Origin of the sequence: Chryseobacterium sp. c4a (assembly GCF_009900745.1) — a bacterium.
GTDB lineage: Bacteria > Bacteroidota > Bacteroidia > Flavobacteriales > Weeksellaceae > Chryseobacterium.
This window is the reverse complement of the sequence record NZ_WXVU01000015.1, coordinates 99,040-122,007: the sequence shown is the minus strand read 5'-3', so window position 1 is coordinate 122,007 and position 22,968 is coordinate 99,040. Positions and strand designations below refer to the sequence as shown.

Genomic DNA, 22,968 nt, shown 5'->3' with positions numbered 1-22,968 from the left:
GAACAAAAATATTTTAAAATGCTTATTATTTGCCACCAAATGTTAAATGTTTTTTAAAATTTGTTTAACCAATTCTTCAACGGAGAGGTCTGGATTTTGTTTTAAGATCTTATCCGCCATCTTCTCGCTCGTTCGCTTAGGAATTCCTAAAACTTCTAATGCAGATAACGCTTCATCCTTGATTTTATTATTCACCAGCGTTGAAATATTCTCTGCTGGACCACTGAATTTCTGTACTTTATCCTTAAGATCAACAATAATTCTCTCTGCTGTTTTAGCCCCGATTCCTTTAGCCTTCTGAATCAGTGCACTATTCCCCGAAAGGATGCTGGAAGCAATCTCATCAAGGCTTAATGTGGATAATAAAATAAGGGCAGAAACTGCTCCTACTCCATTAACGCTTATTAACAAATTGAACATCTCTTTTTCCGAACGAGTGTTAAAGCCGAACAAAAGGTGAGCATCTTCACGAATAATCTGCTGGATAAATAAAACAGTTTGTTGATTTAAAGTAAGTGTCTGTGAGGTCATTAAGCTGATCCCAACATAGTATCCAACGCCTTGTACGTTGATTACTGCATAGGTAGGTGTAAGTTCTTGAACAGTACCTTGTAAAGAAAATATCATTATTAATTTTTGAAACTCCCCAAATATAAAAATTTAACCTCCAAATACAGCATTAAAGGTTAAAATAAATTGTTTTTAACGACTATGGATATTTAATCGCTTCTGATAATTCTATCGGATTGTTGTTCTTTTTTAGGAAAGATTGAGTATTTTTTGTCATTTCCTTAAAATTAGGTTCTATGTCATTTCCTTTCTGATCCTTAAATTTTGCCTTCACATTTCCGGTTTTCATTTCACGAAACGGATCATTATAATAGTCCAGCATTGCTTTTTTAAGATTATTCCTTGATATTTCCATGGGCTTAGAGCTAAACCCTTCAATGTCCATTTTGTGAAAGTCTTTTTTCAACCCTGAAAAGGAAAATTTATAGGAATTGCTTTTATCTTCCATCTCCACAATCAGCCCTGGTAATCCTTTGAAGACATAGGGGCCTTCCTGCAATGGAATATCCTGTGTAAACCAAGCCTCCCAATCCCTTCCTTTATAGTTCAATGTTGCTTTTTGGCAGTTATAACCATATTTTTTAGCAACCTCTTTCTCTATTTTCCAATCCAATTGTGCGGGGTCTGTCAGTTTATATACATCGGATAATAGGTAGTAATATCTCGAACTTCTATTCTGCTTATCCTTTACTACATCAAAAACATGATCTGTCATAGCAAAACCTTTAAAGCCAGTACTTCTCAGAGAGTCTACCTGATATTGTTTTTCTGTACAAAATCTGGATTCTCCATCCTGAACGAGGAGCACCATTTTTTTGGATATTGTTTCAGAACTTAATGTGTCTTCTTTATAGACAAGATTATAATCTATTCTCATATCCTGAGAATAAAAATTTTGAGTGCATAAGAAAAGCAGAATTGCTATGAACGTTTTCAATTGCATATATCAGATTATTAGTTTTACTTTCCTCTCTTTTAACAGTATAAAAGCAAGGTTATTTCACTATACATTGACCTTAAAGATAATAAAACCATCATTAGCTATACCAACTGATATAAAATAAACCGATGTTATCACTATATCAACAAAAAAAGCACCTTTTATCAAGGTGCTTTTGTATAATAAGTTCAATCAAATTACTTTTTCTCTCTTCTCTGCGCGTCAAGAACAGCAATTGTTGCAAGGTTTACGATTTCATCTACGCTTGAACGCATTTGAAGAACGTGTACCGGCTGTTTTAATCCCATTAGGATTGGGCCGATAACCTGTGCCACTTTCATTCCTCTTAGAATTTTGTAAGAAAGGTTAGCGCTTTCAAGATTCGGGAAGATGAATGTATTCGCCGGAGTTGTTCCCAGTTTAGAGAAAGGATAATCACTTAAATGATCTGCATTCATTGCAAAATCCGGTTGGATTTCTCCATCAACAATCATTTTAGGATATTTCTCATGAAGAATACTTACTGCTTTAGCTACTTTTTTAGAAGTTTCAGAGATGGCAGCAAAATTTTCAAATCCAAGCATTGCAATTCTTGGTTCGATAGCAAAAGATTTCACTGTAAATTCTGCCATTTTAGCAATATTCACTAAGTCTTCAGCTGTAGGGTTTTGGTTGATAGAAGTATCTGCGAAGAAAATAGGTTTCTTTTCAGACAAGATCATCATCATTGCCGCTACTTTATCTACTCCTTTATCTTTTTCAATCACTTCTAAAATAGGACGTAATACGGAAGTATAATTTTTAGAGAATCCAACGATAAGCCCATCAGTATCACCATGCTTCAGCATTAGTGGCCCGAAATAATCTCTCTGACGAACATATCTCTTAGCTTTGTACTCGTTCATTCCTTTTCTCTGACGAAGTTTCCAAAGTGTTTCTCTATATTTCTTTCTGTTTTCTTTTTGATCATCATCACTTGGATCAATGATTGGAACATCCAGATTAATTCCGTAACGTTCCATCTGCTGTTTGATGTATTTTTTATCTCCTAAAAGGCTTGGATAAGCAATCCCTTCTTCATAAAGAATCTGAGCAGCTTTCAATACATTGTATTCTTCAGCATTTCCAAGGGTAATTCTTTTTGGGTTAGATTTTGCACGGCTCTGCATCATTCTTACCAATCTCTCATCTCTACCCATTCTATCCAAAAGCTGGTGCTCGTACTCTTCAAAATCAGTAATTGCTTTTCTTGCAACACCACTTTCAATAGCTGCTTTTGCAACCGCACTTGACACTTTTGTAATCAATCTGTTGTCAAACGGTTTTGGGATAAAATACTCTCTTCCGAATTGTAAACTCTGAACATTATAAGCAAGAATTACAGCTTCTGGCACTGGTTCTTTTGCCAGATCAGCAATAGCATGTACTGCAGCCAGTTTCATTTCTTCGTTAATTCCTGTAGCTTGAACATCTAATGCACCACGGAAGATATAAGGGAATCCTAATACGTTATTTACCTGGTTAGGATAATCACTTCTTCCTGTTGCCATGATTACATCTTTACGGGTTGCAAGAGCAAGATCATAAGCAATTTCAGGATCTGGGTTCGCCAAAGCAAACACAATAGGATTCTCACCCATGCTTAGCAACATCTCAGGAGTCATCACATTTCCTTTGGATAATCCTACGAAGACATCAGATCCTTTTACAGCATCTTCTAATGTTTCAATATCTGTTTGAGCGATGAAGTCTAATTTTTCAGGAGTAAGGTTTTCTCTCTTATGATTGATTACTCCTTTACTGTCGCACATCAGGACGTTTTCTTTTTTCAATCCTAATGAGATATAAAGCTTGGTACAAGCAATAGCAGCTGCTCCAGCTCCATTTACTACCATTTTTACTTTATCGATATCCTTATTGGCAATCTGTAATGAATTGATCAATGCAGCAGCAGAAATAATAGCTGTCCCATGTTGATCATCATGCATCAAAGGAATATTTAATTCCTCTTTTAATCTTTGTTCAATATAGAATGCTTCAGGAGCTTTAATATCTTCAAGGTTGATCCCTCCGAATGTAGGAGCAATTCCTTTTACAATCTCGATAAATTTATCAGGATCTTTTTCATCGATCTCAATATCAAAAACGTTGATATCGGCGAAAATTTTAAACAACAGTCCTTTCCCTTCCATTACCGGCTTAGATGCTTCTGCACCGATATCTCCTAGTCCAAGTACCGCAGTACCATTAGAAATTACAGCAACCAGGTTTCCTTTTCCTGTATAATCGTATACTGTTTCAGGTTTATCGTGGATTTCCATACAAGGAACCGCTACTCCTGGAGAATAGGCCAGTGATAAATCTCTTTGAGATGAGTGTGGCTTGGATGGTATAACTTCGATTTTCCCTTTGGGTTCTGCTTTATGATAATCTAACGCGGCCTGACTAAAGTTCTTCTCGTCGCGATTGTTGTTACTTGACATAAGTTTTATTTTTTGTTAGAGTATATATTTAATGTGGTAATCTACTAAGCTTTCAATTGGTTTCTGAACAACATGTCCCACATTTAAATTTAGTTCTTCCGCTACAGAGCGTAAAATATTTTCGTAATAATAAGCAATAGAGCCAATAAAGTTGATTTCAGCATCATTGGCCTCTTGATAAGGCATAACCTGATATTCGAAAAAGCTTTTCATTTCTTCGAAAACCATGTTTACAAAGTAAGGGTGATCCTTTCTTTCTACAACAAACTTATTGAAATCAGCTAAATAAGCATTTGGTCTTGGAGCGTGATACATATTTTTCAATGCATCTTCTATAGTAAGTTTATAATCTGCCTCAAATTCACTTTGAAGATCTGCAGGAAGTTTTTTCATGAAATACCTGCGCACCAGCTGTTTTCCGATCGCGCTTCCGCTTCCCTCATCTCCGATCAGGAATCCAAGGGATGGCAATTCTATTTTTAAATCTTTACCATCAAAATAACAAGAGTTTGATCCTGTGCCTAAAATGCACACGATTGCAGGTTTTCCTTTATAAGCAGCATAAGCTGCAGCCATTAAATCTTCTTTTACAATGATTTCAGCCTTTCCAAACACTTTCTTAAGCTCAACTTCGATGGTTTCGCGGTTTTTTTCCACGCCACATCCTGAGCCATAAAAAAAGACTTTAGTGATTGAATTCTTTACTAATATCAGGTTGCTGTTCTTCTGTATTTCAGGAGCGATAAGCTCCCTATTGATAAAATTCGGATTAAAGCCGATGGTTTCAGTTTTCAGAAAAACCTTTTTGAAGTCATCAAGGATTACCCAATCCGATTTAGTAGAACCACTATCTACAATAGCAACCATATTTTAGAATTTAATTTAAGGGTGCTAAATTATGAATTTATCTTCAATTAGCATTTAAAACAATCTGGAAGCTGTCTAAAATCATTAATGTTTAATCTTGGTTTTTGTTTCGTTGAATTGTAAAAGCCAATCTTCAATTTCATCTTCAAGATAAGATGCCTGTAGCACCATAGCATTGATAAAATCGTCGGGAACGGGTTCACCATTGGAGTTTTCGAGGTTCCAAAGTTCGTTAGACATATTTTCGTATTCAGAATACACTCGTTTGAAGCGGGAGTTTTCTTTTTCAAGAGCTTCAATATTTTTTTGTTGAAGCTGGAATTTTCTGTATTTGTTTTGACGTTTCATACAAATATTGTTATCAATTGGATCATAAAAATTAGAGTAGTATGCTTTCAACCACGCATTACAAGATAGAAAAAACCATTTCACAAAGGTTTGAAAATGAATTTATTATCAGGTTATAGGGACATCATTCTGTTTATTAAAATTAGAAATAATTTTTATTTAAAAAAATATTTTAACAACTTTTTTCAGTGTTTAACATATAGTTATAAATTTGCATATCCATATTGTAAAGCCTATTTATTTTGAATGCCTGAAAACCATTATGAATACAAAGGACTTTAGGAAACTTCTATTGTTTTGCTTATAAAACATTCTAGTATCCAATACAATATAAGATATATTTTTAGTTTTTATATTAATTAAATGAAAGAAATACTCATACGCCAGAAACAGGTTTTATTCTTCATCATTGCAGGAGGATTGAGTGCTATTGTTGAGATTGGCAGCTTTAAAATATTTAGTACTTACCTTCCTCATATCTTTGCCAAAGAAACCAACTTTCATGGTATACATTACCCTTTAAGTAATATTTTTTCTACCAGCTGTGGGATTATCAGTAATTATTTTCTGAGCATCTGGTTTGTTTTTGAAAGAGGAAAACATTCTAAGAAAAGAGAGTTCGTTTATTTTATGATGGTCTCTTTTATCTCTACTTTATTCAGTCTTGGTTTTTTTCAGGTATTTTACAGTTTTATATTTAAAGATAATATCAATTTAATTTTTTATACCTTGAGTCCGGAAATGACCAGTAAGATTGCAGCCATCCTATTGGTTTCCATTCTTAACTATTCGGTAAAGAAGAAAGTAATTTTTAACGGTTAGACTGTGACAAAAATTTTAAATTATCTCTGGAGATTCTGGCTATTGTTATTAGCATTTGTTTTAACAATCACTCTTGGGATTCCCGTTTATATTTTATCCTTTAATAAAAAGCATTACAGATATGCTTATAAGTTCGTCCGACTATGGTGCTTCGGAATGTTTTACGGAATGGGCTTCAGGTATGATCTCATCAAACTTTCTGAACAAGAGAAAGACAAAAGCAAAGAATATGTCTTTATTTCGAATCATACTTCGATCATGGACATCATGCTCACCTGCATCCTTTTTCCTCACCATCCCATTTGTTTTGTAGGAAAAAAAGAACTGGTTAAGATTCCTATTTTTGGAACCATTTATAAAAGAGTATGTGTCATGGTAGACAGGGCTAGTGCAAAAAGCCGTGCTGATGTGTACCGCCGCTGTGCCGAGAAAATGGAAGAAGGCAACAGTATTGCCATTTTTCCTGAAGGTGGAGTACCCGATGACACGTCCATCATCTTGGATGACTTTAAGGACGGTGCATTTATGTTATCTTCAAAACACAACTCTCCTATTGCTGTCTATACCTTCATCGGGCTTAAAGAAATGTTTCCTTTTGACAGCTCCAAAGGCTATCCAGGAAAAGTAAAAGTCTATTTCAATGGAATTATAGAGCCTACTGATTCTCCAAAAGACTTAAAAGCAGAGGCTTATCAAGTAATTAAAAAAACCTTGACGGAGCATTCCATTTAAAAGAAATAGTTATATTTGTTTGCGAAATTTTCAATAAAATATGTCAAAAACCAACCAGCCGACTAATTACCCGGCGCTGTACACACTTGTACTTGTATTTTTTTTCTGGGGGTTTATTGCTGCCGGCAATAGTATTTTCATCCCTTTTTGTAAAAACTATTTTTCTCTCGACCAGTTTCAGTCACAGTTAATAGATTTTGCTTTTTATACTGCTTATTTCCTGGGAGCATTGTTGCTTTTTATATTCAGTACTATAAAAGGAATTGATATTATCGGAAAATGGGGCTACAAAAAGAGTATTGTTTATGGGCTACTGCTCTCTGCCCTTGGTGCCGCTATCATGATCATTGCCGTTAAAAGCAATGTATATTATGGGATGCTTATTGGGCTCTTTGTGGTAGCATTAGGTTTTTCAATCCAGCAGACTGCTGCGAATCCTTTTGCCGTATTACTGGGAGATCCTAAAACCGGAGCCAGCAGACAGAACCTTGCAGGAGGAATCAATTCTTTTGGAACCTCTATTGGGCCCATTATCGTTGGTTTAGCGCTTTTCGGAACTACAGCTACAGTAGATGACGATCAGATTAAACATCTTGCACTGGACAAGGTAATCCTTCTTTACACCGCTGTAGGAGCTCTTTTCCTTATTGCTGCAGGGATTTTTTACTTTTCCAAGAAACTTCCTGATGGAATTTCTACTGAACCTATGGAAAAAGCAGGAAAAGCAAGAAAAACTTTGATCGCAATGACTGCTCTTGTTATTCTTTTCTTTATTCCGGTATTCAGCAGCTACAATTCTGATGAAGCTAAAAGTATTGAAACTTTAGGCAATGAAATTACGGTATTAGATAAAACACTTGAAAAAGAAACTGATGCTGTAAAAATTACAGAGCTTAAACAACATGTTGCAGATAAAAAGGCTGAATTGGAAACCATCAAACATCCTTTAGAAAAGAAAAGAATGATGTACCTGGGAGGCGCATTACTTGTTGTTATTGTGTCTCTTGTGTTTGCAAACTCAAGTGCCAAGAAAAATGCTGAAGGCTGGGGTGCTATGAAGTATCCACAGCTTGTATTGGGAATGATTGCCATTCTTGCTTATGTGGGGGTGGAAGTTGCCATTGGAAGTAACCTGGGAGAACTTTTAAGTATGCCGGAATTCGGAGGGCATCAATCTTCGGATCTTGCTCCTTACATTTCCATGTATTGGGGAAGTTTAATGATTGGTAGATGGACGGGTGCTATTGCGGTTTTCAATCTGAATAAACAACAACAAACCATTGCAACTATCATTGTCCCTTTCATCGCTTTTTCTGTGATTATTGGAATCAATACGATCGCTCAAAAAGATATGTCTCACCTATATTTCTACGCTGTTTGTGTTGCAATTCAGGTTATCTTATTCTTGATCAGCAAAAATAAACCTGCCGTAACGCTTATTATTTTTGGATTATTTGGTACAGCCGCAATGATTACCGGATTATTAACAACAGGAAATGTGGCTATTTATGCATTCCTTTCCGGAGGTCTTGCTTGTAGTATCATGTGGCCATCTATTTTTACATTAGCTATTACAGGTTTAGGAAAGTATACTGCTCAAGGATCAGCATTCCTTGTAATGATGATTCTTGGTGGAGGGATTATCCCACCACTTCAGGGTAAACTTTCTGATATCATAGGAATCCACAGTTCTTACATCATTCCTGTACTGTGTTTTGTGTATATTACTTTATTTGCTTATTTGGCTAAAAAATCTTTATTTAGACAAGGAATTAACGTAGACGTTTTAGAATCTGAAGGTGCACACTAACAATACATTACATATATATAAGAAGAAGAGATTTTGGGCAGGTGTTTTACTTGCCCAATTTCTTTTGTTTTATAGTTTTTCGAAATCTTTACTGATGATCTCTTTTTTTGAAGAGTTTTTTGAATTTCAAAAGAAAATACATCAGACAGTCTTTAGCTGGCTTCCTTTTTCAATAGGTGATATCATCTATATTCTACTTGGAATTATCCTTTTATACAGCCTTATTGCCTTATATAAGAAAACAAACAGAAGTACTTCCCTACTGAGAATTCTTATCATTGTAAATATCTTTTACTTTACTTACCAGATATTCTGGGGAATGCTTTATTTTCAGACTCCAATCATTAAAAAACTTTCCCGACAAGATCCACCTGAACTCAATAGAGCAAAGAAACTAGCCTTGCAATATCTTGAAAAATGTAAAGCCACTCGTACATTGGTACATGAAGACCATAACGGGATCTTTGTTGTTACCAATCTAAAGGCTGTACAACAGGAAATCCTTTTCCAACAGACCCGCCTTCCACAATATATTTCCAATAAAAAAGTTACTCAGATACTTTCTATAAAGCCAAGTTTATTTAAAAATGTAATGAACTTCACGGGTATCTTAGGATACTATAATCCTTTTACTGCGGAAGCACAGTATAATTCCAAATTACCTCATACTTTCATTCCTTTTACCACCGCTCATGAAAGTTCTCATCAATTAGGCTTTGCCAGAGAACAGGAAGCTAATTTCATCGGATATCTGATAGGAATTCATTCCAACAATCCGGATTTGAAATACAGCACTGAATATTTTACTTTGAAAAGCCTATTACGGTTTATTGTTGAAGAAGACCCTGAATTTGTAAAGTCTGTTATTCAAAATTATTCTCCGGGAATGAAAAGAGACCGCGCTTATGAGAAAAGCTTCATACTCAGACACCAGGGTTGGCTGGATGACTTCTTTGGGTTTACCAACAATGTATTCCTGAAAAGCAATCAACAAGAAGGATCTGTTACTTATTCTTACTTCATTGATCTCCTCTTAAACTATGAAAAATAGAACATAAAAAAGAATCGTATCAGGCGATACGATTCTAAAAACACAAATGATGAAAAAAAATTTATTACCTTGACTTGTTCCCTCATTCAAGGCGATGTAAAAATACGACATATTTTATAAATACAAAAACATTTTATTTCTTTTTTGAAACTTTATGAAAACTTTATGATTTTTTAAGTTTTTTTGAGTTCGACCCTAATTAACACCAATCACAATCAAGTACCCCATCTACTCATAAAATAATACCTAAATTATACTTAAACTGAGAAAAATTTACAAAATGAAAATTTTACTTACATATAAAATATTCCACTTATCTGCGTTTTTTTAGAATGTAAAAATTAGAGTTATTCTCCTGATTATTGAAAATATTTCTAATCTTTGTTTCTATAAAAGCTGGCGTTTTTTACCTGTTGGTTGCCCCGAGTACAAACCTTTTTTCAGCTTTATTTCCTAAGACATTATCTTATTCACTTATGATAAAATGATAATTTATGACCTGAACAACCTCCAACAATCTCTTCATAGATAGCAGACACTTGATCAAAAACTCGTAGAAAACTAGAAATCAATTAATTTAAAAAAAGAAACCAAGCCTATTAAAAAAGCAATCATTCATTTACTTTTTTTCATACATTGCGATATAATATTTGAAAAATAACAAGACATGAAAGGATTACCTGCAGATACCTCAAAATATCGAATCCTTAATTCAATATTAATGATTAGTATTTTCATTTTATCTTCTTGCAAAAAAAATTACATTACTTATTATAAAAAGGTCAATGAAATTGACAGTACTTACAGACTCGCTAATAATCCTAAATTAGCCATTCAAGAATATAGAAAACTCTTTAACGAATACGACCCTAAAAATCAGGAAATGATTGAAGAGTTCTCTACTTATATTATACTGGCAGATCAGTATCATGAAGATTTTGGTGGCAAAGAAAGTTTATACCAGCTTATTTCCTTAGTAGCTCCTTATCATGACAGCTATAAAAAATATCTGACTCTTTTCAAAAAATATGGGATAGATAACACAGAAGTACAACAAAAAATAGCAGACTGGAAAAAAGATCTTAACCAACAAATGGTGGATTCTTTTAAAATTGCCTTCACAAGAGATCAACTGGGAAGACCTAAAGATACTGTATTGGTAAGAAAAAATATAGAAAAGAATGCTCGCCTTTTCAAATGGACTTTTGAAAATATAGGATTTCCTTCCAAAGATAAAATAGGAGGCGCTCCTATGCTAACTCTTGTTAGCCACATGGGAAGTTCCAACACCCTCTATCCTTATCTGGAAACAAAAATTTTTGAATATGTAAAATCTGGAGACTGTCCTCCACTCGATTATTCTATGATGGTTGATTCACATAAGTTTTCACCAGGAAAAACCACTAAATATGGAATGGGAAGAAGCTTTATAGAAAAAATAGATACCGTTACCATAGATCGCCAAAGAAGAAGTATAGGTCTTGCCAGCCTTAAACACACGGCTGCAATCAAAAAGGATTTCCTGAAAAAGCTCAAAATGGAAAATTCTAATATCGCAATAGAATAAAAGAAACATTAGAGATAAAGTTATAAAATGCAGTAAGATGAAAAATCTTTTTATATTTGAGCGGAGCTAAAATATTGAAAATTAAAATAAATACTCCAACCCATCTTTATATCTCACCAATAAAAGAAAAAAACTTTTGTTAATTTAAAACATCTGTGTATTTTAGATGAAAATATTAATATGATTTTTGATAAACTAATTAACTACCTAAAACTTGATAAACAGGAATTTATTTTCCAGTTCAATTCACATCCCAATTATCCGTCTGCATTAGCATTTAGTGATACCTTAAACTTTTTAGGGGTAAAGAATGATGCCTATCAACTTGATAAAGAATATTGGGACGAGCTTCCTGAAGAATTTATTGCGATTGTTGACAATGCTTTTTCACTGGTAAAAAAATCAGGAAGCAATTATGCCGTTTATTCTGAAAAAGCCAAAACATTAGATAAAGAAGAACTTTACAAAAATTCTACAGATTTTGTACTTCTGTTTGAAAAGACTGAAAAGGCAGAGAATAAAACAGCATTCAATTTCAAACCTATCCTATATGCCGTTTTTGCTGTAATCCTTATCTATTCATTTATATTCCAAAGCCCTTATGAAGCAATTTTCAATCTACTTTCATTGGCTGGTGTTTATATTTCACTGGAAATATTCAATCAAAAATTTGGAAACACATCTAGCGTCATAGGAAGTATTTGCGGTGCTGCTACAGCAACTCAAACAGCTAACTCCTGCGACAGAATTATTAAACAAGATAAAACAAGCATCTTAGGATTAAAGTTTTCTGACTTTTCACTAATCTACTTTACCGGATTAGCAATATTAGGATTATTCTTACCTGCTACAGCTTACCTTATCAAAGGATTTGCTTTTGTTTCTGTATTAGCAATTGGTTATTCTTTATATATCCAGGCTTTTGTTGAGAAAACATTTTGTAGAGTTTGCCTTTTAATCATCTCTATCCTGGTTGGCCAATTAGTAATCAGTGCTTTTTTCTTCCAGAATCTTTCTTTTGGAGTGGGGGCTCTTTTACTCACCATCGTTTTATGGGCTATTATCTTTTCGGCGGTAATGTATTTTAATACGCTGCTTGAACAAAAAGAAGAGCTTCAAAAATCCAATGCTAAAAATCTTAGATTCAAAAGGAATTATGAACTATTTAAAAGTCAATTACTAGAAAGAGATCAAATTGTATTTCAGGATACTGAAACATTTTCAGTAGGAAAAAGAGAGGCAAGACTTCGTATTTCTATTATTTCTAATCCTTATTGCGGCTTTTGTAAAGATGGCCATAAATTAGCAGAAAGTCTTTTAAAGAAATACCCGGATGATGTTTCTCTACAGATGAGATTCAATTATACACCGGAAAGATCCAATGAGAAATACAACACATTAATTTCAGACCTTACCCACATCTATAATAATAAGTCGGAAAAAGAATTCCTACATGCTGTAGAAGAATGGTTCGAAACAAGAGACGAAAATAAGATCAATACCCTGTCTGGTGGAGTTCCCACTTCTGAAAACCTAAATCCATTGATTCAAATGAGTATAGAGAACAGTAATGCAGGGCTTAACTTCACTCCTATTCTTATCATTAATGGCTATCAGTTTCCTGAAAAATACGACCGAGAAGACATCGTATTCTTTGTAGATGAGCTCATAGAAGATGAAGAAATATAATCTTCACCTGTGATGTAAAATTCACTATATTAGGAACAATAAAAGCAGCCACCGAAAAGCTATAAAAGAGTAGGTAAACTAAAAACTATTTATTATGAAAAATCTCAAAAAACTTTCAAGAGAAAGCCTAAGGACTCTGAAAGGCGGTATCACTCAAGAATGCGCAAGAATTCAGTATGAAGCAAGCTATTGTGAATCCAAAACAAAACCTCCCAAAGAAGGAGCTGTAGATGCGTGTAACAAATGGTGCTACTACTAGCCTTCCATTTCATTGAATTATAATTTTGAATAAAGAAAAAATGCCGTCATATACTGACGACATTTTATAATGATTATTAGTTTTGAAAAAATTTCCTTTTTATAAACAACCAGACACTAAAGACTGTGGACCTACATGTCTTAGAATTGTAAGTAAGTATTACGGTAAAAGTATATCTCTGCAACAGATCCGGGCTCTTTCTGAAACAACACGTGAAGGAAGTAGCCTCCTTGGATTAAGTGATGCTGCGGAGAATCTGGGCTTCCGCTCGTTGGGAGTTCAAGTCGATTTCAAAACCCTGGTAGAAGAAGTTCCGCTTCCATGTGTTGTGCATTGGAATAAAAACCATTTTGTAGTTGTTTATAAAACCGATAAAAATAACAAGGTATATATCTCTGATCCAAGTTATGGATTGATTTCCTATACTCCGGAAGAATTTATCAAATCTTGGATCGGAGAAAACGCCCATCAAAGTACGGAAGAAGGAATTACTCTTATTTTGGAAACCACACCGGCATTTTTTCAAACTGAATTTGACAATGATCAAAGCAAAGCCAGCTTTTCATTTCTTTCCAGATACCTTTTTAAATACAAATCACTTGTTATTCAACTTGCTGTAGGACTTCTCGCAGGAAGTTTACTATCCCTTGTCTTCCCGTTTCTTACCCAAAGTATTGTAGACGTTGGGATACAAAACCAAGATATTAACTTTATCTACCTTGTCTTAGCAGCACAAATTATGTTATTTATCGGCAGAATGGGTATAGAAACCATTCGAAGCTGGATTCTTCTCCATCTTTCAGCCAGAATTAACATTTCCATTATTTCCGACTTCTTTATCAAATTGATGAGACTTCCTATCAGTTTCTTTGATACCAGAATGACCGGGGATATCATGCAGAGAATCAATGACCACCACAGAATCGAACAACTCCTTACGAGTTCTTCATTAAACACTCTGTTCTCACTGGTCAATTTAGTGATCTTCAGTATTGTCCTTCTGTATTATGATTACAGGCTATTCCTTGTTTATCTTGTGGGAGCTGTAGCTTATATAGGATGGATTACGTTCTTCCTGAAAAAAAGAAAAGAACTTGACTATAAAAGATTCTCCCAGGTTTCTCAGGAGCAAAGTAAAGTCATTGAGCTCATCAATGGAATGCAGGAGATCAAAATGCATAATGCTGAAAAGCAAAAAAGATGGGATTGGGAATTCCTTCAGGTAAAATTATTTAAAATCAGAATAAAATCATTGTCTTTAGAGCAATGGCAATCTGTAGGAGGAAACTTCATTAATCAAATAAAAGATATTTTAGTAAGCTTCCTGTCTGCCAAATTAGTATTGAGTGGAAACCTAACGTTAGGGATGATGCTTTCTGTACAATATATCATTGGACAGTTAAATAGCCCGCTTCTTCAGCTTATCGACTTTATTAAGCAAACTCAGGATGCCAAAATCTCCCTTGAAAGATTAGGTGAAATTCATGATAAAGAGGATGAAGAAAATAAAGATGAGCAGTATGTTACCGACATTCCACAAAGGGATATCGAAATTACTGACATGTCATTCAGATATATCGGATCTGATGTTCCGGTTTTTGAAAATTTAAGTCTTTCCATTCCTTATCAAAAAACGACCGCTATTGTAGGAGCCAGTGGAAGTGGAAAAACAACGTTATTAAAGCTTCTGATGAAGTTTTATGAACCAAATAGTGGTGATATCAGAATTGGAAATACTGCCTTGAAAAATATCTCTCCTAGATTCTGGAGAGATCATTGCGGAGTGGTAATGCAGGAAGGTTATGTATTCAATGATACAATAGCCAATAATATTGCTGTTGGTGAAGATCATATCGATAAAAAGAAATTAAGGCGTGCTGTAGAAATAGCCAATATTAAAGAGTTTGTGGAAGGATTGCCATTAAGCTATAACACAAAGATCGGAAATGAAGGAGTAGGCGTAAGTGGAGGCCAAAAACAAAGACTTTTCATTGCAAGAGCTGTTTATAAATCTCCCGACTATATTTTGTTTGATGAAGCTACCTCTGCTTTAGATGCCAATAATGAAAAGATCATTATGGAAAATCTTGAACAATTCTTCAGAGGTAAAACTGCAGTAGTTATTGCCCACAGACTTTCCACAGTAAAACATGCCGATAAAATTATTGTACTGGATAAAGGAAAAGTCGTAGAAGAAGGCAGTCATGCCGAATTAGTAGATCTACGCGGTGAATATTATCGATTGGTGAGAAACCAGCTTGAACTAGGAAATTAATCTCGGCATCGGAAGCCAAAACCTGAAAGCTTAATTTAAATTAAATCCTCTCTGAAATATGAGATGGAAATGTATCAGAAAACAATGAAAGAAGAAGTTTTAGACAATATTGAACTCCGTTCAGAAAGTGTACAGGATATTCTTACCCAACCCCCTAATTGGATGATCCGCTGGGGGAACACGCTTATATTTGTAATTATCCTGCTTATTTTTGTAATGAGTTACATTATAAAATATCCGGAATTTGTACCTGCGCCTATTATCGTAACATCTCAAAATCCACCGGAAAAATTAGAAGCAAGAATCAACTCTAAGGTTGAGAAAATATTCATTAAAGACCATCAGGAAGTAAAGAAAAATCAGGTTTTGATGGTAATGCTATCAGCTGCCAACTACAAAGATGTTATCGCATTAAAACAACTGATCGACTCCCTTTCACCCAACCAGCTAAGTTCTTTTCCTATCGCACAGACTTCAAGATTTAAGCTTGGTGAAGTACAGGGGGAATATAATAGCTTTGCAAAAGCATTCCAGGATGAAGATCTTTTTACAAGATTACAGCCTTATGCACCGGAAAATCTAGCAACTAACCAAAGTTTATCCGAGGCAAGAGCGAGAATTTCCACTTTAAAGCAGCAAAAAAACCTGGAATCCGCCAAGTATGATCTTACCAGAAAGAACTTCCAGAGATCTCAGGAACTATTTAATCAGGGTGTGATTTCAGCTATGGAACTTGAGAATGAAAAAATCAAATATCTTCAGGCACAGCAGAATCTTGAAAATCTTAATATTTCTATTTCGCAAGGTGAAGAAGGTATTTCCAATCTTAACAAAACAAAAAGTGGAACTGTTATCAATACAGAAAAAGATAAGATCACCTATTCTTCACAAACTTTACAGCTATTTGAACAATTAAGAAAAGCAGTAAAGCTTTGGGAGCAGAATTACCTTGTTATTTCTTCCACGAATGGTATTGCCAGCTTTCAGCAGTTTTTTGGTGAAAATCAATTCGTAAAAGCAGGAGAACCTATTGTATCCATCTTACCGGATAATAAAAGGAGCCTCGTAGGAAGAATGTCTGTACCTACTGTGAATTCAGGAAAGGTTGTTACAGGACAAAAAGTATTGATCAAACTGGATAACTATCGTTTCCAGGAATATGGAATCATAGAAGGAAAAGTTCAGAATATATCACTTATCCCTGATGATAAAGGAAATTATTATGTAGATGTAGTTTTGCCAAAAGGATTAAAAACAAGCTATAATAAAAATCTGAAATTCGATAAAGAGCTTAGAGGAAATGCAGAAATTGTAACCCAAGACCTAAGATTGATCGAAAGATTCTTCTACCAGATCAGAAAGCTATTAGGCTATCAAACCTGATAAAATTTTATCATAAAAATAAGAAGCCGCTTCTCAAATGATGAGAAGCGGCTTTTTTATATCCCTGCTTATTATTTATAAAAGTAAAAATGCACACTATCAATATTGCCTCTTCTTTCAAATTTTAATTAGATATTAAATTCAATTGTAGCAGCCTACCCTAATATTTAATCTTTACACTCAAGCTGAAATCTCTTAGGTTGTCTTTTTCTAAAAAGGGTAAACAATTACAAATAAAAGAAAACCGGTAAAATGAATGTAATTGAATAAAAAAAGAAAACCGCAATCATTATAAATGATTGCGGTTTTTGTAGCGAAGACGGGAATTGAACCCGTGACCTCAGGGTTATGAATCCTGCGCTCTAACCAACTGAGCTACCTCGCCGTTTTGGTGGTGCAAATATAAAAAAATAATGTTATCTGTACGCCTATAATTAAAAGAAAATTTAAAATATCTTTTATAGAAACTATAGAGGAAAGAATGTACAGGCAATTGAATATATGATTTGCTGTATTATTTTGGATCAGAAACTAAAAATGGGATCAAAACTCTTAGCCCTTTCCTCTCAAATAAGCACTAGCTTTAACAAGAGTACTTCTATTCTTATAAGTAATCATTAAAAAATAATGTTATCAAATGACATTTTCTAAGGAGAGCAAGCAATTATAAGCGAAAACAATCTCTAAAAAATGAATGCAATGATATAAAAAAGAAAACCGCAACCATTATAAATGATTGCGGTTTTTGTAGCGAAGACGGGAATTGAACCCGTGACCTCAGGGTTATGAATCCTGCGCTCTAACCAACTGAGCTACCTCGCCGTTTTGGTGGTGCAAATATAGAAAAATATTTTTTACCTCCAAAATTATTTTACCATAAAATATTCTAAAACATTCCCAACATGATCTGGTTTGTTGATTATCTTATTATTAGCATCTAAAATAAAATAGGTCGGAGTTGCATGAACATTATATGTATCTACATAGCTACTGTTCCATCCTCTCAATTCTGAGTCGTTAACCCATGGAAATGCAGCAATCTTGTTAGAATAAGAACTCTTATCCACATCTAGAGATAAAGCGATAACCTGAATATTTTTTGATTTTAAATCATTGTATTTCTCCAATAGCTTTGGTAGTTCACTTTCACAGTGTGAACAAGTAGACGACCAGAACACGATCACCTTCTTATCTGCTTTCACATCGTAAAGCGATTTAGCTGTAGTATTTGTTGCAGACTGGAACTTATAATTAGGGAATAAAGCCCCCATTTCCACATTCGCATTAGATTTCAATGTAGAGGCCAATCTATCATTAATGGTACATTTAAGGTTTTTAGCCATACCAAGATATTTGTTTTTAAACTCATCCATCTGATACACATCAAAAATATCGATAAGTTCAGATAAAACAGTCTGTCCTCTTGGTGTTTCTACCTTTAAACGGTCTAAAAGCTTATCCACTGATCCGCCAACATTCGTATTACCTCCTGAGTTCAAATAAGACACCAATACTGGTCTTAGCAACGATGAACTTTCAAGCATATCATTAGACTTATCCAGGAAATTGATAATTTCATCCTGATCAACCTTTTTAGCGCTGTCTGCAGAGTTCCCAAGAAACTTACTATAATTGGTATTGTAATACGCAATAAACGGGTGCTTTGCAGCATCAATAGAACCAGCAGTACCGGAAAGCCTTTCAATTTCTGTTTTTAAAGCTTTTCCAAAGTCTGTATTGTCTTTATAATATTCTTTAATTTGAGCCAATGCAGGTAAAATAAGCTCTTTTTTTTGAGAACCTTCCTGTTGTTTACTCATAAGCTCATTGGCTTCATCCAAATAAATAACATCCTTCACTTTATTATTCTGAATATCTAATTTGAAATTGACATTCTTATTCTCAGAAATAAAGCTTACGGTATTATTAGTTACAGGGAAGTAAATCTTCATCATCCCCATATAGTTATTTGGATATTTAAACGTCCATGTATTATTCTTACTTTGTTCTTTGGTAACAATAATATCTTTTGAACCATTTAAGGTATATAGAATAGCATCCTGATCTTTAAAATCTGCTGGAGTTTGAACTGTAACTGTAAACTGAGCCTGCAATGCAAATGCAGCTAAAACCGTAGATAGTGTATAAATCTTTTTCATAGAGTAAAAATAAAAAAACTCTCTGATTAATCAGAGAGTTTACTATTATTTTAATAAAATTTTATGCTTTTATGTTTTTATACTTCTTTGTATAAAATGCGATGAACGCAATAGCTACCACAGCCAGTAAATATACATACATATCAATTGGTGCTGATGGAGCTCCTCCTGTTCCGTGACCTCCTGTTCCTCCACCTCCGGGAACTGGCATATCATCTGGATCTGCACTTATCAATATTGTGGTAAAGAAAAACAAGGCAAATACTAGTTTATTTATCGTTTTCATATTAATTTTTATTTTAAGATTTTGGTGTTAACTATTACTCCTTTATCCGAAACAACTTTTACAATGTAAGAACTCTTAACAGAACCATCAAGTTCAATTACGAAATCCTTAGATGTATCAACAGTTTTCTTAGAGATGATAAGTTTACCACTCATATCATAAACTTCAATATCTGCTTTTTTCCAATCTGGATCAAATCTAACGATATAATTACTGATTGCAGGATTGTATACAACTGTTGTTCTGGAAAGTGTTGTAGCTGCAGTTTCCTTAGTTGCAAGAGTTCCTTTACTAGGCTCTCCATAATATAAATTATAAGATTTAGAGCTTACAGGAATTACATCTCCTTGTTTTGCTTCTTGTACAGAACCATTAGATGCTTTATAGAAAAATCCTACTCCTGAAGACAACTTGTGTGTTCCAGCAGGAATCATTTCTGCATTCTCTCTGATTTCAAATTTATAAGAAACTATTTTTTTATCCGGCTTACTAAAATCAAAATTCCAAAGTAATAAATCTTTTCCTAAGAAATCTTTTTCATTAGCTTCGTTGATATATAGCCAATATTTTGCATTATAATTCGGGTCATAACCTCCAGTTGGTAACTCTTCAAAAGTACCAATAAGGTTACTGCTACTAGCGGCAGCTTGTACTGTAGTGGCAATAGAAGTCTGGTGACCTGTAGTGGCTGTAGCAGAAACTACATAATAAGCTCTTCCAAGCTCATTACCATTAGCATCAAGACCGATAACCCCTAATTGCTTCACACTTGCTCCAATGGATTTATTAGCTTTACCAGCTACTTTAGCAGCATTTACATTATAGTCTGTTCCATCAGCTCTCACTACATCCTTAAATCTTCTAAGGGTACTGAAATCCAACGTTTGAGCACTATTATTTCTAAGCTTAATAATAAATGGCTGCATTGGTTTAATAATTAATCCAATATCTCCAACAGGAGTTCCATCTAAATTAAAAGTCTGCTTTAATGCACCTGTAGTAAAAGTATACCCATTAGGCTGTGTTACCACTGAACCTGATGTATACTCAATCCCCATGATATTGGAAACGTTATTACCGTCCGTAATGGTTCCTCCTTCAATATAACCAATCTTAGAAAGATCCAGGTTTGTAAGGAACGGGTTACCAAACTGGTAAATATTCTTACCATAAGTTGTGTTCCATTCTCCGTTAGGAAGATCAAACTGATCCTGAAGATAAGAGTTATAAGCTTCACCATAACTGTTTGCTGCGTTACCACCTGGGCCGAAATATACATTTCCTCCGTTTTGTAAATTCACAGGAGCAAAGGTAGCGTATGGTCTACCAGTTATCTTATTCACTGAACCTGATACAGGCGTATTAAGATTTAGGTTGTTATTTCTAGAACCTAACATATAATAAGCCGGGCCATTACTGGTTGTGCTTGACAAATCAGTAACATGATCAGATTTAGCCTGGGTATTATTCCATTGCAAAATAAGATCATTGTTTACATTACCAGGATTCTGAATATTCCTTACAGTACCGAATGTTTTACCTAATTCAGTTGATAATGTATTGTAAGCTTTACCGTAGAAAGGAAGTGCAATTTGTTGGAAATAATTGCCGTTACCTTGTTTGTCTGTCAGGTATTCTTTAGTTACAATACCTGTAATGTTGGACTGAGTAAGTCCATTAATGTACAATTGACCGTACGTAGAAGCGGCATAAGTAGCAGGGGTATTTAGCCTTAAAACAATATTATCTCCACTGGTGGTTTTATCCGCACCTAATGCATCAATTGTTTTAAAAGCATCTGTACCTGATCCTACAATCATGACATTTCCATGTACATCCAGAACACCAGTATCTTTTGTCTGTACACCACCACCACTATATACTAGGGTGCCTTCGCTCACATACATATTAGCACCAGTGTCTACATGACATAATATCTGCGCCTGAACAGAATAACTGATTGCTAAAAGACCTATAGCAAATAAACTTTTTCTCATTGTATAAATTATTTGTGTGTTAATACAATCTTCACCCGCAAAGGTATTATTTTTTTCTTTAAAAAAAAAACTTTTTATCTATTAATCAAAATATTATCTTCCGTTAAGACAATCTCTTTTTCCTCTCCGATTGAAAACATATAGTCTTCCAAGACCTTCTCTGTGGTACCTCTAAGACCTCTTGCTCCTAACCCTTTTTCAATAGTTTCCTCTACAATTTTTTCGATTGCCCCGTCTGTAATTACCAAATTCGTGCCATCCATTTTGAAGAGCTCCACAAATTGATTCACAATTGAGTTTTTAGGTTCCTTCATAATTCTTACCAGCGTCTCTTTTGTGAGTTTATCGAGGTAAGTGATGATTGGAAATCTTCCTAAAAGTTCGGGAATTAATCCGAATGATCTTAAATCAATTGCATTAATATTTGTTAATACATATTCCTCTTCATCCGTCTTATTGATTTTTTCAGAACTAAAACCAATAGCCTGCTTATTCATTCTTCTTTCGATGATTTCCTTGATTCCATCAAAAGCGCCTCCTGCAATAAACAGAATATTCTGAGTATTCACCTGAATATACTTTTGATCAGGATGTTTTCTTCCTCCTTGTGGTGGTACGTTAACAATGCTTCCCTCCAACAGTTTCAATAACCCCTGCTGTACTCCTTCACCGGATACATCTCTTGTAATACTTGGATTGTCTGATTTTCTTGCAATCTTATCAATCTCATCAATAAAGACAATTCCTTTTTCAGCTTTTTCCACATCATAGTCTGCTACCATCAAGAGTCTTGAAAGGATGCTTTCAACATCTTCTCCTACATATCCTGCTTCCGTTAAAATAGTAGCATCTACAATACAGAAAGGAACATTAAGTTCTCTTGCAATGGTTTTTGCCAATAGGGTTTTTCCTGTACCGGTCTCCCCTATCATAATAATATTTGACTTTTCAAGCTCTACTTCTCTGTTTTCGTCCTGAGCATGAAGTAATCTTTTATAATGGTTATATACTGCGATAGAAAGCTGTTTTTTTGCCTGATCCTGCCCGATGACATATTGATCCAGGAATACTTTGATCTCTTTCGGTTTTTTAAGATCTTCCATATTATCTGCAGGAGAATATCCTGCCTTAGAAGCACTGTCTTTCACGATTACGTGTGCCTGCTCTATACAATTTTCACAAATAAAACCGTTCTGCCCAGAAATCAACATCTGTACTTCATTTCTTTTTCTTCCGCAGAAAGAACATTGGTTTGGATTCATATTATATAATATATGTATATGTTAAAGAAAATCGTAAAAAATTACTTTTTTACGATTTTCTGTGTGTTAAGAATTAATAATTGAGTTTTGAATCTCTGTATATTCTTCGTTCGTTAATTTTAGTCTTTCATTTCTGAAATTCATGTCTTCCATTTTATTTAAAGGAATAAGATGAATATGTGCATGAGGAACTTCAAGTCCTACAACCGCTACTCCTACTCTTACACATGGAATTGCAGTTTTGATCTTCTTGGCTACCTCTTGGGCAAATCCCCAAAGGTTTTTGTATTCTTCACTTTCAAGATCAAAAATCAAATCCACTTCTTTTTTCGGAACTACTAAAGTATGTCCTTTCACCAAAGGCATTGCGTCGAGGAATGCGATAAAATTTTCGTCCTCAGCGATTTTATAAGAGGGAATTTCGCCATTGATGATTTTTGTGAATATAGTGCTCATTTTTATAAAAGT

The 22,968-nt window shown here is 34.4% G+C and carries 19 protein-coding genes and 2 tRNA genes; 9 read left to right on the top strand and 12 right to left on the bottom strand.

All coding sequences use genetic code 11. The annotated features are described in order from the left end of the window. Positions 1–42 precede the first annotated feature (42 nt). The 5 genes from ruvA to GTR01_RS18325 all read right to left on the bottom strand — a co-directional run bounded on the left by ruvA (position 43) and on the right by GTR01_RS18325 (position 5,208). A complete protein-coding gene (ruvA, locus tag GTR01_RS18345; RefSeq protein ID WP_160139213.1) occupies positions 43–627 on the bottom strand; it encodes a Holliday junction branch migration protein RuvA in 585 nt (194 codons plus the stop codon). Between the two features lie 82 nt (positions 628–709). Further along, positions 710–1,513, bottom strand: coding sequence for a GLPGLI family protein (locus tag GTR01_RS18340; RefSeq protein ID WP_160139212.1), 804 nt, complete (start codon positions 1,511–1,513; stop codon positions 710–712). Positions 1,514–1,707: 194 nt separating this feature from the next. Further along, complete coding sequence (locus GTR01_RS18335) at positions 1,708–3,993, bottom strand: NADP-dependent malic enzyme (protein WP_160139211.1); 2,286 nt, start codon at positions 3,991–3,993, stop codon at positions 1,708–1,710. Positions 3,994–4,008: 15 nt separating this feature from the next. After that, positions 4,009–4,860, bottom strand: coding sequence for a BadF/BadG/BcrA/BcrD ATPase family protein (locus tag GTR01_RS18330; RefSeq protein ID WP_160139210.1), 852 nt, complete (start codon positions 4,858–4,860; stop codon positions 4,009–4,011). 84 nt (positions 4,861–4,944) lie between these two features. Then, positions 4,945–5,208: a hypothetical protein gene (locus GTR01_RS18325; RefSeq protein ID WP_160139209.1), complete on the bottom strand. Its 264-nt coding sequence runs from the start codon at positions 5,206–5,208 to the stop codon at positions 4,945–4,947. A 363-nt stretch (positions 5,209–5,571) separates the two neighbouring features. Between GTR01_RS18325 and GTR01_RS18320 the strand changes: the two genes are divergently transcribed. The 9 genes from GTR01_RS18320 to GTR01_RS18280 all read left to right on the top strand — a co-directional run bounded on the left by GTR01_RS18320 (position 5,572) and on the right by GTR01_RS18280 (position 16,796). After that, entirely contained in the window at positions 5,572–6,030 is a 459-nt protein-coding gene (locus tag GTR01_RS18320) for a GtrA family protein (protein WP_160139208.1), read from the top strand. A 3-nt stretch (positions 6,031–6,033) separates the two neighbouring features. Then, positions 6,034–6,762, top strand: a complete 729-nt coding sequence (locus GTR01_RS18315) for a lysophospholipid acyltransferase family protein (RefSeq protein ID WP_160139207.1) — start codon at positions 6,034–6,036, stop codon at positions 6,760–6,762. A 40-nt stretch (positions 6,763–6,802) separates the two neighbouring features. Then, on the top strand, positions 6,803–8,572 hold the full coding sequence (locus GTR01_RS18310) for an MFS transporter (RefSeq protein ID WP_160139206.1): 1,770 nt from the start codon (positions 6,803–6,805) through the stop codon (positions 8,570–8,572). A 94-nt stretch (positions 8,573–8,666) separates the two neighbouring features. Next, positions 8,667–9,623: a DUF3810 domain-containing protein gene (locus GTR01_RS18305; protein ID WP_317167600.1), complete on the top strand. Its 957-nt coding sequence runs from the start codon at positions 8,667–8,669 to the stop codon at positions 9,621–9,623. A 667-nt stretch (positions 9,624–10,290) separates the two neighbouring features. Then, on the top strand, positions 10,291–11,190 hold the full coding sequence (locus tag GTR01_RS18300) for a hypothetical protein (RefSeq protein ID WP_228452281.1): 900 nt from the start codon (positions 10,291–10,293) through the stop codon (positions 11,188–11,190). A gap of 180 nt (positions 11,191–11,370) precedes the next feature. Further along, positions 11,371–12,879, top strand: a complete 1,509-nt coding sequence (locus GTR01_RS18295; RefSeq protein ID WP_160139204.1) for a vitamin K epoxide reductase family protein — start codon at positions 11,371–11,373, stop codon at positions 12,877–12,879. Between the two features lie 94 nt (positions 12,880–12,973). After that, complete coding sequence (locus tag GTR01_RS18290) at positions 12,974–13,138, top strand: bacteriocin-like protein (RefSeq protein WP_160139203.1); 165 nt, start codon at positions 12,974–12,976, stop codon at positions 13,136–13,138. Between the two features lie 82 nt (positions 13,139–13,220). Continuing rightward, positions 13,221–15,413: a peptidase domain-containing ABC transporter gene (locus tag GTR01_RS18285; RefSeq protein WP_160139202.1), complete on the top strand. Its 2,193-nt coding sequence runs from the start codon at positions 13,221–13,223 to the stop codon at positions 15,411–15,413. A gap of 84 nt (positions 15,414–15,497) precedes the next feature. Further along, positions 15,498–16,796, top strand: a complete 1,299-nt coding sequence (locus tag GTR01_RS18280) for an HlyD family secretion protein (RefSeq protein WP_160139201.1) — start codon at positions 15,498–15,500, stop codon at positions 16,794–16,796. A gap of 311 nt (positions 16,797–17,107) precedes the next feature. On the opposite strand, the gene GTR01_RS18275 is transcribed toward GTR01_RS18280, so the two are convergent. From GTR01_RS18275 to GTR01_RS18245, 7 genes are all read right to left on the bottom strand, one after another. Next, positions 17,108–17,181, bottom strand: a tRNA-Met gene (locus GTR01_RS18275). A 363-nt stretch (positions 17,182–17,544) separates the two neighbouring features. Continuing rightward, positions 17,545–17,618: transfer RNA gene (locus tag GTR01_RS18270), tRNA-Met, on the bottom strand. Positions 17,619–17,662: 44 nt separating this feature from the next. Beyond that, complete coding sequence (locus GTR01_RS18265; RefSeq protein ID WP_160139200.1) at positions 17,663–18,955, bottom strand: peroxiredoxin family protein; 1,293 nt, start codon at positions 18,953–18,955, stop codon at positions 17,663–17,665. A gap of 61 nt (positions 18,956–19,016) precedes the next feature. Next, positions 19,017–19,241, bottom strand: coding sequence for a signal peptidase (locus GTR01_RS18260; protein ID WP_160139199.1), 225 nt, complete (start codon positions 19,239–19,241; stop codon positions 19,017–19,019). 8 nt (positions 19,242–19,249) lie between these two features. Continuing rightward, positions 19,250–21,238: a T9SS type A sorting domain-containing protein gene (locus tag GTR01_RS18255; protein ID WP_160139198.1), complete on the bottom strand. Its 1,989-nt coding sequence runs from the start codon at positions 21,236–21,238 to the stop codon at positions 19,250–19,252. A 74-nt stretch (positions 21,239–21,312) separates the two neighbouring features. Next, positions 21,313–22,500 carry an ATP-dependent Clp protease ATP-binding subunit ClpX gene (gene clpX, locus GTR01_RS18250; RefSeq protein ID WP_160139197.1) on the bottom strand — a complete coding sequence of 396 codons (1,188 nt, stop codon included), beginning with the start codon at positions 22,498–22,500 and terminating at the stop codon, positions 21,313–21,315. A 66-nt stretch (positions 22,501–22,566) separates the two neighbouring features. Beyond that, a complete protein-coding gene (locus GTR01_RS18245; protein WP_045492597.1) occupies positions 22,567–22,956 on the bottom strand; it encodes an HIT family protein in 390 nt (129 codons plus the stop codon). Between the last annotated feature and the right edge of the window lie 12 nt (positions 22,957–22,968).